The 18079-nt window shown below is 63.1% G+C and carries 14 protein-coding genes; 5 read left to right on the top strand and 9 right to left on the bottom strand.

Annotated features, from left to right (window positions below; genetic code table 11):
* Positions 1-42: 42 nt before the first annotated feature.
* Positions 43-1401, bottom strand: coding sequence for a glutamine synthetase family protein (locus tag ACOKS3_RS01185; RefSeq protein WP_103446171.1), 1359 nt, complete (start codon positions 1399-1401; stop codon positions 43-45).
* 574 nt (positions 1402-1975) lie between these two features.
* Here ACOKS3_RS01185 and ACOKS3_RS01180 point away from each other — a divergent pair.
* On the top strand, positions 1976-3352 hold the full coding sequence (locus ACOKS3_RS01180; protein WP_027920891.1) for a glutamine synthetase family protein: 1377 nt from the start codon (positions 1976-1978) through the stop codon (positions 3350-3352).
* A gap of 63 nt (positions 3353-3415) precedes the next feature.
* Here ACOKS3_RS01180 and argA read toward each other — a convergent pair whose 3' ends face one another.
* Positions 3416-4714, bottom strand: a complete 1299-nt coding sequence (argA, locus tag ACOKS3_RS01175; RefSeq protein WP_103446173.1) for an amino-acid N-acetyltransferase — start codon at positions 4712-4714, stop codon at positions 3416-3418.
* A gap of 125 nt (positions 4715-4839) precedes the next feature.
* Positions 4840-5982, bottom strand: coding sequence for an acetylornithine deacetylase (gene argE, locus ACOKS3_RS01170; RefSeq protein WP_103446174.1), 1143 nt, complete (start codon positions 5980-5982; stop codon positions 4840-4842).
* 114 nt (positions 5983-6096) lie between these two features.
* Here argE and ACOKS3_RS01165 point away from each other — a divergent pair, with 114 nt between their 5' ends.
* Positions 6097-7473, top strand: coding sequence for a CYTH domain-containing protein (locus ACOKS3_RS01165; protein ID WP_103446175.1), 1377 nt, complete (start codon positions 6097-6099; stop codon positions 7471-7473).
* Positions 7474-7557: 84 nt separating this feature from the next.
* On the opposite strand, the gene ACOKS3_RS01160 is transcribed toward ACOKS3_RS01165, so the two are convergent.
* Positions 7558-8028, bottom strand: coding sequence for an Lrp/AsnC family transcriptional regulator (locus tag ACOKS3_RS01160; protein WP_079230134.1), 471 nt, complete (start codon positions 8026-8028; stop codon positions 7558-7560).
* Between the two features lie 127 nt (positions 8029-8155).
* Here ACOKS3_RS01160 and ACOKS3_RS01155 point away from each other — a divergent pair, with 127 nt between their 5' ends.
* From ACOKS3_RS01155 to ACOKS3_RS01145, 3 genes are all read left to right on the top strand, one after another.
* On the top strand, positions 8156-8473 hold the full coding sequence (locus ACOKS3_RS01155) for a hypothetical protein (protein ID WP_103446176.1): 318 nt from the start codon (positions 8156-8158) through the stop codon (positions 8471-8473).
* Between the two features lie 99 nt (positions 8474-8572).
* Positions 8573-10249, top strand: coding sequence for a GspE/PulE family protein (locus tag ACOKS3_RS01150; protein ID WP_422763383.1), 1677 nt, complete (start codon positions 8573-8575; stop codon positions 10247-10249).
* An 89-nt stretch (positions 10250-10338) separates the two neighbouring features.
* Positions 10339-10653 (top strand): DUF2388 domain-containing protein, encoded by a 315-nt coding sequence (locus ACOKS3_RS01145; RefSeq protein ID WP_085676392.1) that lies wholly within the window; start codon positions 10339-10341, stop codon positions 10651-10653.
* A 29-nt stretch (positions 10654-10682) separates the two neighbouring features.
* Here the strand turns inward: ACOKS3_RS01145 and gcvP are convergent, their stop codons facing one another.
* The 5 genes from gcvP to ACOKS3_RS01120 form a co-directional block, all read right to left on the bottom strand.
* Positions 10683-13556: an aminomethyl-transferring glycine dehydrogenase gene (gene gcvP / locus ACOKS3_RS01140; protein WP_103446178.1), complete on the bottom strand. Its 2874-nt coding sequence runs from the start codon at positions 13554-13556 to the stop codon at positions 10683-10685.
* A gap of 197 nt (positions 13557-13753) precedes the next feature.
* On the bottom strand, positions 13754-14137 hold the full coding sequence (gcvH, locus tag ACOKS3_RS01135) for a glycine cleavage system protein GcvH (protein ID WP_103446179.1): 384 nt from the start codon (positions 14135-14137) through the stop codon (positions 13754-13756).
* A gap of 48 nt (positions 14138-14185) precedes the next feature.
* On the bottom strand, positions 14186-15268 hold the full coding sequence (gene gcvT / locus ACOKS3_RS01130; protein ID WP_422763382.1) for a glycine cleavage system aminomethyltransferase GcvT: 1083 nt from the start codon (positions 15266-15268) through the stop codon (positions 14186-14188).
* 123 nt (positions 15269-15391) lie between these two features.
* Positions 15392-17014: an ABC transporter permease gene (locus ACOKS3_RS01125; RefSeq protein WP_103446181.1), complete on the bottom strand. Its 1623-nt coding sequence runs from the start codon at positions 17012-17014 to the stop codon at positions 15392-15394.
* Positions 17015-17029: 15 nt separating this feature from the next.
* The gene (locus ACOKS3_RS01120) at positions 17030-18031 is read right to left on the bottom strand and encodes an extracellular solute-binding protein (RefSeq protein WP_103446182.1); all 1002 of its coding nucleotides are present in this window, start codon (positions 18029-18031) and stop codon (positions 17030-17032) included.
* Between the last annotated feature and the right edge of the window lie 48 nt (positions 18032-18079).

Here is an 18079-nt window from a genome sequence, read left to right as displayed (position 1 = left end):
CTCTCCATTTTCCGGCGGCCGCACCAGCGGCCTCAGGGTTGATCAGACAGCGAATAACAGGAATTCACGCTCCCAGGAGCTGATGACGCGCTTGAAGTTCTCGTGCTCGGCGCGCTTGGTGGCGACATAGCCGGTGATGAACTTCTTGCCCAGGTACTGCACCAGGGCACCGCTGTTTTCCATGCGTTCGAGGGCGTCTTCGATAGTCAATGGCAGGCGCAGGTTACGGCGCTCATAGCCTCGGCCCTGGACTGGCGCACTGGCGTCGATGCCCTCGACCATGCCGATATAGCCGCACAGCAGGCTGGCGGCGATGGCCAGGTAAGGGTTGGCATCGGCACCCGGAAGGCGGTTCTCGACACGACGGTTCTGCGGGCCGGCATCCGGTACGCGCAGGCCGACGGTGCGGTTCTCCTCGCCCCACTCGACGTTCACCGGTGCCGAGGTGTCGGGCAGGAAGCGGCGGAACGAGTTGACGTTGGGGGCGAACAGCGGCAGCGCTTCGGGGATGAACTTCTGCAGGCCACCGATGTGGTGCAGGAACAGCTCGCTCATGCTGCCATCTTCATTGCTGAAGATATTCTTGCCGGTGGCCACGTCGACCACGCTCTGGTGCAGGTGCATGGCGCTGCCCGGCTCGCCGGTCATCGGCTTGGCCATGAAGGTGGCGGCCACGTTGTGCTTGAGCGCGGCCTCGCGCATGGTGCGCTTGAACACCAGGATCTGGTCGGCCAGGTGCAGGGCGTCGCCATGACGGAAGTTGATCTCCATCTGCGCCGTGCCGTCTTCGTGGATCAGCGTGTCGAGGTCCAGGCGCTGCAGTTCGCACCAGTCATAGACGTCTTCGAACAGGGGATCGAATTCGTTGGCGGCTTCGATCGAGAACGACTGGCGGCCGGTTTCCGGGCGGCCAGAGCGACCGACCGGCGGCTGCAGTGGGAAGTCAGGGTCTTCGCTGCGCTTGGTCAGGTAGAACTCCATCTCCGGCGCGACGATCGGCTGCCAGCCCTTGTCGGCGTAGAGCTTGAGGACTTTCTTCAGTACGTTGCGCGGCGACAGTTCGACCGGGTTGCCCTTCTTGTCGTAGGTGTCGTGGATCACCTGGGCGGTCGGCTCGATGGCCCACGGCACCAGGAATACAGCGTCCTGGTCGGGACGGCAGATCATGTCGATGTCGGCCGGGTCGAGCAGGTCGTAATAGATGTCATCGTCGACATAGTCGCCGGTCACGGTCTGCAGCAACACGCTCTCGGGCAGGCGCATGCCTTTTTCGGCGATGAATTTGTTGGTCGGCGAGATCTTGCCGCGAGTGATGCCAGTCAGGTCGCTGATCAGGCATTCGACTTCGGTGATCTTGTGCTCTTTCAACCAATCGGTGAGCTGGTCGAGGTTGTTACTCATAAATACCTCAGGAGGTAAGGTGGTCCGCGCTCTGATTCTGGAGGGAGTAGATTGCTAAAGCAAAAACCCACGCGCAGGCGCACTGTGGATACACTGAAATCAAGCGTGTCCGTAGTGAGATCAAAGGGCAGATATACGAGAAGAGCAACGAAAAAGCGTTACGAGGTGTGGTCCATATGCGCAAAACGTCAATTATTGCGGCCATGCAGGCTACAACTCGACTGATGCGTGCGGGAACGGCAGGTATACCCGACGGCACTGCACAGGCAGCGCGCTCAGGTCGCGACAAGCGGACCATGTGACCCTCGTATTATTGTGTTTTGGGTTGAGTCCGAGCTTAGCCTTGTTAATTTTTTTACACAACACCTCCGTAAAAAATAAAACACGGCGTCTTGGAGATAGCCCTTTGTGAGGGAAATAGCGGATAATGGCACGCCCCGATATGCAGCAAATCTGCCGTCGATGTGCCATTTCGAGGCATCATGGGGTTGGCTTGACATCAGTTTGTCTTTTCGATTGACTGGTCCTGCAAGCCCCCCTTGATTGATATTTTTAACAACAAAGGTGTTGCATCATGTCGGTACCCCCGCGTGCCGTTCAGCTTAACGAAGCGAACGCGTTCCTTAAGGAACATCCTGAGGTTCTCTACGTTGACCTTCTGATTGCAGATATGAATGGTGTGGTGCGTGGTAAGCGCATTGAGCGCACCAGCCTCCACAAGGTTTACGAGAAAGGCATCAACCTGCCTGCCTCCCTCTTCGCCCTGGACATCAACGGTTCCACCGTTGAAAGCACCGGGCTGGGCCTGGACATCGGCGATGCTGACCGCATCTGCTATCCAATCCCCGACACGCTGTGTAATGAGCCATGGCAAAAGCGCCCGACCGCGCAGCTGCTGATGACCATGCACGAACTGGAAGGCGAGCCGTTCTTCGCCGACCCGCGCGAAGTACTGCGTCAGGTGGTGAGCAAATTCACCGATATGGGCCTGACCATCTGCGCCGCGTTCGAGCTGGAGTTCTACCTGATCGACCAGGAGAACGTGAACGGCCGTCCGCAGCCACCACGCTCGCCAATCTCGGGCAAGCGCCCACAGTCGACCCAGGTGTACCTGATCGACGACCTCGACGAATATGCCGATTGCCTGCAGGACATCCTGGAAGGCGCGAAAGAGCAAGGCATCCCGGCTGACGCCATCGTCAAGGAAAGCGCCCCGGCGCAGTTCGAAGTCAACCTGCACCACGTTGCCGACCCGCTCAAGGCCTGCGACTACGCGGTACTGCTCAAGCGGTTGATCAAGAACATCGCCTACGACCATGAAATGGACACCACCTTCATGGCCAAGCCCTACCCGGGCCAGGCAGGCAACGGCCTGCATGTACACATCTCCGTGCTGGACAAAGATGGCAACAACATCTTCACCAGCGAGGATCCCGAGCAGAACGCCGCGCTACGTCACGCTGTCGGCGGTGTGCTCGAGACCCTGCCTGCGTCCATGGCGTTCCTCTGCCCGAACGTCAACTCGTACCGCCGCTTTGGCGCGCAGTTCTACGTGCCGAATGCGCCGAGCTGGGGCCTGGACAACCGTACCGTGGCCCTGCGGGTGCCAACCGGTTCTGCAGATGCCGTGCGCATCGAGCACCGCGTAGCCGGCGCCGACGCCAACCCATACCTGATGATGGCTGCCGTGCTGGCAGGCGTGCACCACGGCCTGACCAACAAGATCGAGCCAGGCACGCCAATTGAAGGCAACTCGTACGAGCAGCTGGAACAGAGCCTGCCGAACAACCTGCGCGATGCCCTGCGCGAGCTGGACGACAGCGAGATCCTGAACAAGTACATCGATCCGAAGTACATCGACATCTTCGTCGCGTGCAAGGAGAGCGAGCTGGAGGAGTTCGAGCACTCGATCTCCGACCTCGAGTACAACTGGTATCTGCATACCGTGTAAGCAAAAACGCCGCCCCTAGGGGCGGCGTTTTTCATTCCAGCCCGCGAAGAGGCCGGTACAGGCTTACAACGATTTCTCGAAAATCTTCGAATTGCGCTGGTAGTTGTACAGCGAAGCCCGCGCCGCCGGCAGCCGCTCTACGCCGCTAGGCGCAAACCCGCGTTCACGGAACCAGTGCGCCGTGCGCGTGGTAAGCACGAACAAAGTAGCCAACCCCATCTGCTTCGCCCGCCCCTCGATGCGTTCGAGCAGCTCGTCCCCGCGCCCGCCATGGCGGTACTCCGGGTTCACCGCCAGGCACGCCAGTTCTCCCGCTTGGGAATCGGCAATCGGGTACAGCGCCGCACAGGCGATGATCATGCCCTCGCGCTCGACCACGCTGAACTGCTCGATCTCACGTTCAAGCACCTCACGCGAACGACGCACCAGAATGCCCTGCTCCTCCAGCGGGCTGATCAGCTCCAGCAAGCCACCGACATCATCGATGGTCGCCTCGCGCACCACTTCGAACTGCTCCTGCGACACCAGCGTACCGCCACCTTCGCGGGTGAACAGCTCGGTCAGCAGCGCACCGTCCTCGGCATAACTGACGATATGGCTACGCGCCACACCACCTTTGCAGGCCTCGGCAGCGGCATCCAGCAGCTCGCCCTGGTAATCACTGCCCAGGCGCGCCAGGTGCGGGGCGATCTGCTGCGGGCGCAGTTCCCGCACCAGCTTGCCGTTCTCGTCCAGCAGGCCCGGCTCGGCACCGAACAGCAGCAGCTTGTCGGCGCCCAGCTCGATGGCCGCGCGCGTGGCGACGTCTTCGCAGGCCAAATTGAAGATCTCGCCAGTGGGCGAGTAGCCCAGCGGCGACAGCAGCACGATGGAGCGCTCGTCGAGCAGGCGGCTGATGCCCTTGCGGTCGACCCGACGCACTTCGCCGGTGTGGTGGTAGTCCACCCCTTCAAGCACGCCAATCGGCCGTGCGGTGACCAGGTTGCCGGAGGCCACGCGCAGGCGTGAGCCCTGCATCGGCGAGGCGGCGATGTCCATCGACAGGCGCGCCTCGATGGCCAGGCGCAAGGCGCCGACGGCGTCGATCACGCAGTCAAGGGTGGCGGCATCGGTAATGCGCATGCCCCGGTGGTAGTGCGGGGTCAGGCCGCGGTCAGCCAGGCGGCTCTCGATCTGCGGGCGCGAACCATGCACCAGCACCAGGCGCACACCCAGGCTGTGCAGCAGCACCAGGTCGTGGACGATATTGCCGAAATTCGGGTGTTCAACCCCATCGCCGGGGAGCATCACCACAAAGGTGCAGTCGCGATGGGCATTGATGTACGGGGAGGCATGACGTAGCCAGTTGACGTATTCGGGCATGACAGGGCCTGTGGATAAAGTGGACGGAGAACGGTGAATCACACGGCGTTCAGGATCATCGTCGGAACAGGCTTGCGGTCACGCGCGCTCTCCTCTAGGCAAGAACGAATCAACAGGGTGAACGTTTAATTCAGGCAGTAGTGCCGGATCAGGTCACGCAATAGACGCACGGTAGGCTCGATTCGTGACATTTCAAGGTATTCGCCGGGCTGGTGGGCGCAGGCGATGTCGCCGGGGCCAAGCACGATGGTCTGGCAACCCAGCTGCTGAAGATAAGGCGCTTCGGTACCGAACGCCACCGCTTCGGCCCGATGACCGGTAAGGCGCTCCGCCACTTGCACCAGCTCGGCATTGGCGGCCTCCTCGAAGGGTGGCACCTCAGGGAACAGCGGTGCGTAGTCGATACGTACCTCATGGCGCTCGGCCACCGGCTGCAGCTTGCCGCGAATGGCGGCCCGCAGCTGTTCGACATCCATGCCTGGCAACGGGCGCAGGTCGAACTCCAGGGCGCACTGGCCGCAGATGCGGTTGGGGTTGTCACCGCCATGGATGCAGCCGAAGTTCATGGTGGGCGTAGGCACGGTGAACTGCGGGTTGCTGAAGGTTGCCTGCCACTGCCGGCGCAGGCCCATCAGCTCGCCCATCACCTCGTGCATGGCCTCCATCGCGCTGCGGCCCAGGCTCGGGTCGGACGAATGGCCGCTGCGCCCGAGGATATCGATGCGGTCCATGAGGATGCCCTTGTGCATGCGGATCGGCCGCAAGCCCGTGGGCTCGCCGATCACCGCCGCGCGGCCGAGCGGCTGGCCGGCAGCGGCCAGGGCGCGGGCGCCGGACATGGAGCTTTCTTCATCGCAGGTGGCGAGGATCAGCAGCGGTTGCTTGAAATCGTGCTCCAGCAGCGGGATCACCGCTTCGATGACCAAGGCGAAAAAGCCTTTCATGTCGCAGCTGCCCAGGCCGACCCAGCGACCGTCTGCCTCGGTGAGCTTGAGCGGGTCGCTGGACCACAGCTGTTCGTCGTAAGGCACGGTGTCGCTATGACCCGCAAGCACCAGGCCGCCAGGGCCGCTACCGCGACTGGCCAGCAGGTTGAACTTGCCGGGGCTGACCTGCTGGATGTCACAGCTGAAGCCCAGATCGCCCAGCCAGCCGGCCAGCAGGTCGATAACCTGACGGTTGGACTGGTCCAGTGCGGGTTGGGTGCAGCTGACCGAGGGCGCGGCGATCAAAGCGGCAAACTGGTCTTTCAACGTCGGCAACGGCATGCGCATACTCCTCGGAAGCGTTGCCCATCATAGGACTATCCGCCGTCTGGAATAAACCGTTGCCGGCCGACTCCTGTAGACTGCCCTGCAACGACGCCCTCTTTCGAGCCTGTGATGCACAAAGAAACCGAACTTAAGCTCCGCGCCAGCCGCGAGACCCTGGCCGCCCTGCGCGAGCACCCCCTGCTGAAAAAGCGCAACAAGTCCGGCTGGCAGACTCGCGAGCTGCTCAACCAGTACTTCGACACCCCCGAGCGCGAACTCTCCGCCGCCCGTGTCGCCCTGCGCCTGCGGCGTGACGGCGAGGAAGTCATCCAGACCCTGAAGTGCCGCGGCCAGAGCGTCGCCGGTCTGTCCGTGCGCAACGAGTACGAATGGCACCTGGACAAGGTCAAGCTCGACCTGAAAAAGCTCGACGCCACCTGCTGGCCTGAGCAACTGGCCGAGCTGGACAAAAAAACCATCAAGCCGCTGTTCACCACCGATTTCACCCGCGAATACGCCGAAATCAGCTGGGGCCGCGGCAAGAGCAAGGTCGTGATCGAGGCCGCGCTGGACCAAGGCTTCGTGATCGCTGGCAAGCGCAAGGAAGAGATCAGCGAGCTGGAGCTGGAACTGCGCGAAGGCGCCCCTGAAGCGCTGCTGGAGCTGGCCGCCGAGCTGGCCGCGAGCCTGCCACTGATGCCGTGCGACATCAGCAAGGCCGAGCGCGGCTACCGCCTGCTGGAGCCGGACAGCTACGAGCTGGGCCTGCCTTCCACCGAACTGGACGCCGAAATGGCCGTGGACGACGCGTTCACCGCGCTCGCCTGGCAGCTGCTGGGCAGCAGCCAGCGCCTGGCCGAGCAGTACCGCCACAATGGCCACTGGCGCCTGCTGCAGGACTGGGTACAGTGCCTGGCCGAACTGCGTGCACTGGTTGCCAGCCTGGGCCAGGCCGCACCACGCGCGACCACCCGCGAGTTGCGCGCCAGCCTCGATGCGCTGCTGGAAGACTGGCGCCCGCTGGTGCAGGCCGGCAACGACGACGAAGACATCCGCCGTGCCGCGCCCGAGCAGTTCATCGAAGAGCTTGAAGACGTACGCTGGGGCCAGTTCTCCCTGGAAACCTCGCGCTGGCTGCTGGCCCGTGCCTGGACCGTGGAGCGCAAGGGCCGCGGCGAGCGCCAGGGCAAGGCGCAGCTGGCCAGCTGGCTGGCGCACCTGCTGGGCGAAGAAGGCCGCTCGCTGAAGCTGCCGCTGTACACCCAGCGCCCGGAAGACCTGGCCGAACAGCTGCCGCGTATCGAACAGCTGCTGGCCTGGCTGCACCATGCCCGCCAAGTGCTCGAAGCGCCGCAGATGGACCGCCTGTACGGCGACCTGAAGAAGCTGCATGAACTGGCGGAACTGCCACTGGGTGAAGAACCTGATGAACTGCTGGAAGCGCGGATCGAGCAGGCTCGGGTAGTTGATCAGAGCCGGGGCTGGAAGCACCTGCTCAAGGCCTGATACCGCGTCGCCTGCTTCGCGGGCATGCCCGTTCCTACAGGGCTACGGATTTCCCGGTAGGAGCGGGGTTGTACCGCGAAGGCCTCACCTCGATAGCGGCAGGCTGGTGGTAGACTTGATCTCCGACAGCGCCACGATCGAGTTCACTTCCTGAATACCTGGCACGTTCGAAAGTTTTTCGAAGAAGAAGCGCTCATAAGCCTCGATATCCGAGGTGACGATGCGCAGCAAAAAGTCCACCGCCCCCATCAGCACATAGCACTCCAGCACCTCCGGAAAGCCGCGGATCGCCTCGGTGAATTCGGTGAAGTTTGAGCGGCCGTGAGCGTTGAGTTTCACCTCGGCGAAGATCTGCGTATTCAAGCCGACCTTCTTGCGGTCCAGCAGGGTCACCTGCCCACGGATCACCCCCTCCTCTTTCAAACGCTGAATCCTGCGCCAGCAGGGTGATTGCGACAGCCCCACTCGCTCGGCGATCTGCGCACTGGACAGCGATGCGTCTTCTTGCAGGAGCTCGAGAATGCGCCGGTCGTAGGCATCCAGTTCGCCTTGCATGAATAATTCTCCAAAATATCTTTATGCGAATTGATCAATCTGTAACACCCGTAATTCGATGGAATCATAGCGAAAAAATACCGGCTTCGACGTGCAAGAATTTCTCCCACATTCGCGGAGACCCAGCATGAATGCACTCGAACGCCCCCTGCCCCGCAGCGATGCCTGGGCCGCCAGCGCCAGCCACAGCACCGTACGCTATCGCCTGCAGGCCGAAGCCGAGCCGGATACCCTGTGCCGGGTGCTCAACCTGTTTGCCTTGCAGTTCCTCACGCCGCACAGCGTGCAGGTCAGCCAGCAGGAAGACTGGCTCGACATCGAGGTCGCCATCGGCGGGTTGAGCTGGCACCGGGCGCAAGTGATTGCGCAAAAACTGCGCAATCTGGTGTGTGTCGGAGAGGTGAGCCTGGAAAACCTGGCGCGATTGGAGTTGGCGGTGATCTGAAGCCAGGCGGCGCAAAATCCCGAAATCCTTTCCCGAGCCTCGCTCCGCCAGGCACGGCTAGCCTTGACCCAGGACTCCCCCAAGGCACGGACGCCGCCGATGTTCACTCTCAACGAGCAATCCCTCGATCTCAAAAGCCTGCTGGATGCCTTGCAGGCCGACCAGCGCCTGACCGCCACCGATTCATGCCAGGTTCGCGAACAAGCGTCCCGTTACAGCGCTCACCACCCGCTTGAAACCATCGCGGCCCTGGGCCTGGAAGATCGCTGCCAGCCTGGCCAGCTGCTGAACCTGGACGCCCTCTGCCAATGGCTGGCACAAAAGGTCGGCCAGCCTTACTTGCGCATTGACCCCATGCAACTCGACCTGGCCCAGGTCAATGGCCTGATCTCCCCAGCCTTCGCGCAACGCCACGGCATCCTGATCGTGGCCAACGACGCCAACGCCATCACCGTGGCCAGTGCCGAACCCTACCAACAGCTGTGGCAGGCTGACCTCGCGCGTAGCCTGGGCAAACCGATCCGCCGCGTGCTGGCCAGCCCGCTGCAGATTCGCCAACTGGGCCAGTCGCTGTTTCGCCTGGCCCACTCGGTACAAGGTGCGCAGCACCAGCAAGCAACCAGCCTGGGCGAGCTCGAGCACTTGCTTGAGCTCGGCAAACGGCAAGCAGAGGCAACGGCCGATGACGCGCACATCGTGCATATCGTCGACTGGCTGCTGCAGTACGCCATCGAGCAACGCGCCAGCGATATCCATCTGGAGCCACGCCGTGATCAAGGCCACCTGCGCTACCGCATCGATGGTCTGCTGCACACGGTCTACGCCTTCCCGGCCAGTGTCACCCTGGCCGTGGTCAGCCGCCTGAAACACCTGGGCCGCATGGATGTAGCCGAAAAGCGCCGCCCGCAGGACGGTCGGGTGAAGAGCAGCCTGCCAGGCGGCAGCGAAGTTGAGCTGCGCCTTTCGACGCTGCCGACGCCCTTTGGTGAAAAACTGGTGCTGCGCTTGTTCGACCCGCGCCAGTTGCAGGAGGACTTCGATCAATTGGGCCTGGAGGGCGAGCCACTGGCCCAATGGCAAACGCTGCTGCAGCGCCGCCAAGGCATCCTGCTGGTCACCGGGCCTACCGGTTCCGGCAAGACCAGCACGCTCTACGCCAGCCTCAAGCAGCTGGCCACCCCGCAGGTCAACTTGTGCACCATCGAAGACCCGATCGAGCGGCTGGAGCCGGCGTTCAACCAGATGCAGGTGCAGCCAGCCCTGGGCCTGGGCTTTGCCGATGGCGTACGCACCCTGCTACGCCAGGACCCGGACATCATCATGATCGGTGAAATCCGCGACCGCGAGACCGCACTGGTGGCGGTTCAGGCTGCGCTCACCGGGCACCTGGTGCTCTCGACGCTGCACACCAATGACACCTGTAGCGCCATTACCCGTCTGCTTGAGCTGGGTGTGGCCGATTACCTGATCCGGGCGACCCTGGTCGGGGTCATGGCCCAACGCCTGGTGCGCTTGCTCTGCCACGCCTGCCAGGGCCGCCCATCGAACGATCCATGCCAAGTCTGTCGAGGCACCGGCTACCTTGGCCGTACCGGCTTGTTCGAACTGCTGATCCCGAGCGAAAGCCTGCGTGCACGGATAGGCACCTGCAACGATCTGGCCGAGCTGCAACGGCAGGCTCTAGCTGAAGGGTTACAGGATTTACGCAGCTGTGGGGAGGCAAAAGTGGCCCGTGGGCTGACCCGTTCCGAGGAGGTGCTACGGGTCTGTTCGTGAGCAAAAAACCCTTGTATTCAAGGAACTTACGCCCATTTTGCGGGATCAAAACGACCATTCCCAACCCTCACCCTTCGAGGTGTTTCATCATGCGTCTCAAAACCGCCATCGCAGCTGCTGCCCTGCTTTCGCTGCCTGTTGGCTCTGCCATGGCCGATACCTTCTGGCGTAACGTAATGACTTCCGGCGCCACCACGGCGTCGAGCTACATCACTTCGCACGACCACAAGCTGGTGCTCGCGGCACAGGATGACGCCGGCAGCTTCGTCGCCAGCGAGGGCGCGATTCGCGGGCCGTTCCTGGAGCAGGCACTGCAACAGGTGCGTGCCGAGAACCCAGGGATGCAAGCCTCGGACATGGATCTGGCCAACGCCATCCTGGCCAAGAACGCGGTAGCTGAGTAAGGCCTGGGGCGCTCTGCGCCCCCAGTTTTTCAGCGGTAAGCCTCTACCGGCACGCAAGCACAGAACAGATTCCTGTCCCCATACACGTTGTCGACCCGGTTCACCGCTGGCCAGTACTTGTGCAGGCGCACATGGGCACTGGGCGCAACCGCCTGCTCCAAGCTGTAAGGCCGATTCCAGGGTGCCAGCACATCGGCCAGGGTATGCGGCGCATGCTTGAGCGGGTTGTCTTCCGCAGGCCAGTTCCCCTCCTGCACCTCGGCAATCTCTGCGCGAATCGCCAGCATCGCTTCGACGAAGCGATCCAGCTCGGCTTTCGACTCGCTTTCGGTGGGCTCGACCATCAAGGTCCCCGGCACCGGGAATGACATGGTCGGGGCATGGAAGCCATAGTCCATCAGGCGCTTGGCGACGTCCTCCTCGGTAATGCCGGTCTGCGCCTTGAGAGGGCGCAGGTCGAGGATGCATTCGTGCGCCACGCGCTGGTTGCGCCCGCGGTACAGCACCGGGAACGCACCGCCAAGCTGGCTGGCCAGGTAGTTGGCCGAGAGGATCGCCACTTCGCTGGCATCAGCAAGCTGCGGGCCCATCATGGCGATGTACATCCAGCTGATCGGCAGGATGCTCGCGCTGCCCCAGGGCGCGGCGCTGACCGCAGTGTTGTTCGGATCCAGGCCGGGAACGGGTACGACCGGGTGGCTGGCGACGAACGGCTTAAGATGAGCGCGGATGCCGATTGGCCCCATGCCTGGGCCGCCACCGCCATGGGGGATGCAGAACGTCTTGTGCAGATTCATGTGCGAAACATCGGCACCGATATCCGCAGGTCGCGCCAGGCCGACCTGAGCGTTGAGGTTGGCACCATCCATGTACACCTGGCCGCCGTGCTGGTGGACCACCTCGCAAATCTCGCGGATGCCTTCTTCGTACACACCATGGGTCGAGGGATAAGTGACCATCAGGCACGACAGCCTGGCCCCGGCGGCATGTGCCTTGGCCTTGAGGTCTTCGAGGTCGACGTTGCCAGCATCATCGCAATCGACAATCACCACCTCCATGCCCGCCATCTGCGCCGAGGCCGGGTTGGTGCCATGTGCCGACGACGGGATCAGGCACAGCGTGCGCTGAGGCTCATGACGGCTGCGGTGATAACGGGTGATGGCCATGAGCCCGGCGTATTCACCCTGGGCGCCGGAGTTGGGTTGCATGCAGATGGCATCGAAGCCGGTAATGGCGCACAACCAGCCTTCCAGTTCATCGATCATTGCCTTGTAGCCGGTGGCCTGTGCGGCGGGCGCAAAGGGGTGAAGCTGGGCGAAAGCAGGCCAGGTGATGGGGATCATTTCGCTGGTGGCGTTGAGCTTCATGGTGCAAGAGCCGAGCGGGATCATCGACTGGTTCAGTGCCAGGTCCTTGTTTTCCAGCTGCTTGAGGTAGCGCAGCATCTCGGTTTCACTGTGGTGCAGGTTGAACACCGGGTGGCTGAGGAACGGCGTGCGGCGCACCAGCGCAGCGGGGATGCCTTCGGGCAGCGCGTGCTGGTCGAGCGCGGCGATATCCAGGCCGTGATCGACACCCAGGAAAATATCGAACAGCCGCAGCACGGTGGCTTCGTTACAAGTTTCGTCCAGGCTCACGCCCAGATGGCCGCGCCCCAGAATGCGCAGGTTGATGCGGGCGGCCTCGGCACTTTCGATGATCGCCGCCTGAGCGCCGCCGACGTCCAGGGTCAAGGTGTCGAAAAAGTGCTGGTTGACGCGCTTGATGCCTTTGGCCTCAAGGCCTGCAGCCAGCACGAAGGTCAGCCGATGCACCCGCTGAGCGATGCGTTGCAGGCCTTGCGGGCCGTGATACACCGCATAGAAACTGGCGATGTTGGCCAGCAGCACCTGGGCGGTGCAGATGTTGGAGTTGGCCTTTTCCCGGCGGATATGCTGCTCGCGCGTCTGCAGGGCCATGCGCAGAGCCGTGTTGCCACGAGCATCGCGGGATACGCCAATGATGCGCCCGGGCATCGCCCGCTTGTAGTCGTCACGGCAAGCGAAGTAGGCCGCGTGCGGGCCACCGTAGCCCATCGGTACGCCGAAGCGCTGGGTCGAACCCAGCACCACATCGGCTCCGAGCTCACCGGGCGGAGTCAGCATCACCAGACTGAGCAGGTCGGCGGCCACACAGGCCACGGCCTGCTGGGTGTGCAACTGGTCAATCAATGGCCGCAGGTCGCGCACTTCGCCGTGAGTGTCCGGGTATTGCAGCAGGGCACCGAATACCTGATGTTTGGCAAGGTTGTCCACAGTGTCGATGATCAGCTGGAAACCGAAGCCTTCCGCGCGGGTTTTCAGTACCGACAAGGTCTGTGGGTGGCAGTGCTGGTCGGCAAAGAAGGCGTTGCTCTGGTTGCGCGCCACTCGCTTGGCCAGGGCCATGGCTTCGGCACCGGCCGTGGCTTCATCGAGCAACGAGGCATTGGCCAGGGCAAGCCCGGTGAGGTCGATGACCATCTGCTGGAAGTTGAGCAGCGCCTCCAGACGGCCTTGGGCGATTTCCGGCTGATAGGGCGTGTAGGCGGTGTACCAGCCGGGGTTTTCCAGCACATTGCGCAGGATGACCGTGGGCGTGACGGTGCCGTGGTAACCCATGCCGATGAGGCTGGTCCACACCTGGTTCTGCTCGGCGTAGCCGGCGAGCTTGGCCAACGCAGCCTGTTCATCCAGGGCCGGCGGCAGGTCGAGGGCGCGGTTGAAGCGGATGCCTGGCGGCACGGTCTGCTCGATCAGCTCGCTGCGGCTGTTGAGGCCGAGGGTGCTGAGCATTGCCTGCTGCTCCGAGGCATCGGGCCCCAGGTGGCGGCGCAGGAATGGGTTGAGCTCTTGCAGTTGATGCAGGGATGGCGACTGGGACATGTCGACGCTCTCTTCCTAGACCAGGTCTCATGGAGACTTATAAGTCTAGGAAGGATTGCCGATTCTGCGGGGAATCTTGCGTTTGCAGGCCCGGCCCTTTCGCGGGGCGAGCCCGCTCCTACAAGTCATAGACAGCCCCGCGAGCGGATGCTGTCCCTGTAGGAGCGGGCTTGCCCCGCGAACCAGGCGACGCGGTCTTACTCGCCGATCAGTGCCTGATAGCCAGCAGCGTCCAACAGCTTGTCCAGCTCCGACTTATCGCTTGGCTTCAGCTTGAAGATCCACGAATCGTAAGGTTCTTCGTTGAGCAGCTCCGGGCTATCCGCCAGTTCTTCGTTGACCGCGATCACTTCACCGGCAACCGGGGCGTAGATGTCGGAGGCAGCCTTGACCGACTCGACCACGCCGGCAGCGTCGCCAGCGCCGAACACCTTGCCGACTTCGGCCAGCTCGACGAACACCACGTCACCCAGTGCTTGCTGGGCGTGGTCGCTGATGCCGACGGTGACGGAGCCATCAGCTTCCAGGCGCGCCCACTCGTGGCTTTCGGCGAAACGCAGGTCGGCGGGGATATTGCTCATGTCTTGAATTCCTCGTTTGGGTCAGCGGTTCGGCCCGCCGTTGAATGTTCAGATCAAAATCTTGCCATGGCGCACGAAGGTCGGTTTGACCACCCGCACCGGGTACCATTTACCGCGGATCTCGACCTCGGCGCGGTCCCCGGTCGCCATGGGCACGCGCGCCAAGGCGATGGATTTGCTCAGCGTAGGCGAGAAACTACCACTGGTGATCTCCCCTTCGCCAATCCCGGCTACACGCACCACCTGGTGGGCACGCAAAACGCCGCGTTCTTCCAGCACCAGGCCAACCAGTTTTTCCTGCACACCCCGCTCGATTTCCGCCAACAGGCTGGTACGGCCGACGAAGTTGCGCGCAGCCGGCTCCCAGGCAATGGACCAGCCCAGGTTAGAGGTCAGCGGGGTGTGGCTTTCATCGATATCCTGGCCGTACAGGTTCATGCCCGCTTCCAGACGCAGCGTGTCGCGCGCGCCCAGGCCGCTCGGCGCGATGCCGGCGCCAACCAGGTCGTTGAAGAACCCTACGGCCTCATCACCCGGCAGGATGATTTCCAGGCCGTCTTCACCGGTGTAGCCGGTGCGGGCGATGAACCAGTCACCTTCGGCAATACCTTCGAACGGGCGCAGTTCACGGATCAGCGCGGCGCGAGCCGGGCTCAGCAGCGCTGCGACTTTCTCGCGGGCATGGGGGCCCTGGATGGCGAGGATGGCGAGGTCAGGGCGAACGTCGAACGTGACGCTGAAACCGGCACTCTGCACCTCCAGCCAAGCGATGACCTTCGCCCGAGTGGCCGCGTTGGTGACCAGTCGGTAGCCGCTTTGGGTGCGGTAGACGATCAGGTCGTCGATGACTCCGCCGTCTTCGCTGAGCAACGGGCTGTACAGCGCCTTGCCGGTGCCGTCGAGACGGGCCACGTCGTTGGCCAGCAGACGTTGCAGCCAGGGTGTGGCGTCGTCGCCGGTGATGTCGATGACCGTCATGTGGGAAACATCGAAGACACCGCAGTCGCTGCGCACCTGATGGTGCTCCTCGACCTGCGAGCCATAGTGCAGCGGCATGTCCCAGCCGCCGAAATCGACCGTCTTGGCACCGAGCGCCAGGTGCAAGTCGTACAAAAGCGTGCGCTGTCCCATGGGTTTCTCCTTCCGGGCGTGGCGAAGCGGCGGCGGTCGATGACGTTTAATCGTCAGCTCTTCTTGTAGGACCCGCCGCGCGAATGCCGCGCATTGTAGCCGCAAGGGCGCAAGCTGGCATCCTCAGTGACTGTGACCCGGACGCCGAGCGGAACGGCGAATCAGCCCGATGACCGGCAGCAGCCCTACCAGCACCAAGGTCAGCGCCGGCAACGAGGCGCGCGCCCATTCGCCTTCGCTGGTCATCTCGAACACCCTGACCGCCAGTGTGTCCCAGCCAAACGGGCGCATCAGCAAGGTGGCGGGCATTTCCTTGAGCACGTCGACGAACACCAGCAACGCAGCGCTCAAAGCCCCGGGCACCAGCAGCGGCAGATACACCTTGAAAAACAAACCCACGCCACCGACGCCAAGACTGCGCGAAGCCTCCGGCAATGAGGGCCGAATACGCTCCAGGCTGCTCTCCAATGGGCCATAGGCCACGGCGATGAAACGCACCAGATAAGCCAGCAGCAAGGCGGCCAGGCTGCCCAGCAGCAGAGGCTTGCCCGCACCGCCCAACCAGGTCGACAGCGGAATGACCAGCTGATTATCCAGATAACTGAACGCCAGCATGATCGACACTGCCAGCACCGAGCCGGGCAAGGCATAGCCCAGGTTGGCCAGGCCAACGCCGGCACGAATGCCGCCCGTCGGCGCCTGACGGCGGGCGAAGGCCAGCAGCAGGGCCACGCAAACGGTGATCAGAGCGGCCATGCCGCCCAGGTACAAGGTATGCAGCACCAGGCCGACATACCGATCGTCCAGATCATGCCGACCGCGCTGCCAGAACCACACCAGCAACTGCAGCAGCGGAATGACAAATGCGCAGGCGAACACCAGCAGGCACCAGCCGCTGGCGAGTAGCGCTTTGACCCCACGCAAGTGATAGAGCGCCTGCCCACGCGGGCGCTCGTTGCCACTGCGGGTTGCGCCGCGGGCGCGGCGCTCGCCGTACAGCACCAGCATCACCGCCAACAGCAGCAGGCTGGCCAGCTGGGCCGCGCTGGACAGGCTGAAGAAGCCGTACCAGGTCTTGTAGATGGCCGTGGTGAAAGTATCGAAGTTGAACACCGACACTGCACCGAAATCGGCCAGGGTCTCCATCAGCGCCAAGGCGATGCCCGCACCAATCGCTGGCCGCGCCATCGGCAGGGCCACCCGCCAGAAGGCTTGCAGGGGCGACAGGCCCAGTACCCGCGCGGCCTCCATCAAGCCCTTGCCCTGGGCCAGGAATGCCGTGCGCGCCAGCAGGTAGACGTAGGGGTAGAACACCAGCACCAGGACGATGATCACCCCACCGGTCGAGCGTACCCGCGGCAGGCGCATCGGCCCGAACACTTCGCGCAGGGCGCTCTGTACCGGGCCGGAAAAATCGAGCAGGCCGACGAAGACGAAGGCCAGCACGTAGGCAGGGATGGCGAACGGCAGCATCAGCGCCCAGTCGAGCCAGCGTCGGCCGGGGAACTCGCAGAGGCTGGTCAGCCAGGCCAGGCTGACGCCGAGCAGGGTGACGCCGATCCCGACGCCGACCACCAAGGTCGCGGTATTGCCCAACAGGCGACCCATCTGGGTGTCGAGCAGGTGCGACCAGATCTGCAGGTCGATGGACTGCCATGACAGCAACAGCACGCTCAGGGGCAGGAGGACCAGGGCGGCTGTCAGGGTGACCGGGAGGTACCAGCGGCGCTCGGAGGTGTGGGGCAAGATGCTGTTCTCGACTCAGTTCCAGCCGGCCCGATCCATCAGGCGAATGGCCTCGGCCTGACGCTTGCCGGCCACTTCCACTGGAATGCTGTCAGCCTTGAAGCTGCCCCAGGCTGCCACTTCTTCCGACGGTTTGACCTTCGGGTTGGCCGGGAACTCTTGGTTGATGTCGGCGAACAGCTTCTGCGCCTCCTCGCCAGTCATCCACTCGACCAGCTTCTTGGCGGCTTCCGGGTGCGGTGCATGCTTGGTCAGGCCGATGCCCGACAGATTGACGTGCACGCCACGATCACCCTGGTTGGGCCAGAAGATCTTGACCGGCAGATTCGGGTTCTGGGCATGCAGGCGGCCGTAGTAGTAAGTGTTGACCACGCCCACATCGCACTGGCCGGCTTCGATGGCCTGGATCACCGAGTTATCGTCGGAGAACACATCGGTGGCCAGGTTGCCGACCCAGCCTTTGACGATCTGCTCGCTCTTGGCCTCGCCGTGGTTCTCGATCAGCGTGGCGGTCAGCGACTGGTTGTACACCTTCTTCGCGGTGCGCAGGCACAGGCGGCCTTCCCAGTGCTTGTCGGCGAGGGCTTCATAGGTGGTCAGCTCGGCCGGCTTGACTCGCTCGGTGGAGTAGACGATGGTCCGTGCACGCAGGCTCAGGCCGGTCCAATCATGGGACGAAGCGCGGTACTGCGGGGGGATGTTCTGGTCGATGATGTCCGACTTGATCGGCTGCAGGATCCCCATCTGCTCAGCTTGCCAGAGGTTGCCGGCATCGACGGTGAGCAGCAGGTCAGCCACACCGTTTTCGCCCTCGGCCTTGATGCGCTGCATCAACGGGGCTTCCTTGTCGGTGATGAACTTGACCTTGACCCCGGTCTTGGCGGTGTAGGCATCGAATACCGGCTTGATCAGCTCGTCGATGCGCGAGGAGTACACCACCACTTCGTCGGCCGCCTGGGCAGTGCCGCCGAACAGGGTCAGGGCCAGGGCGGCTAGTAGGGGCTTGCGTGGCAACATGGAAAGCACTCCTCGGATCGTATGAGAGGTGCAAATGGTAGTGAATCC

This window comes from Pseudomonas sp. HS6-2 (assembly GCF_049325675.2).
Taxonomy (GTDB): domain Bacteria; phylum Pseudomonadota; class Gammaproteobacteria; order Pseudomonadales; family Pseudomonadaceae; genus Aquipseudomonas; species Aquipseudomonas putida_N.
Note: the sequence above shows the minus strand (reverse complement) of the source record. Positions and strands in the feature narration are given on the sequence as shown.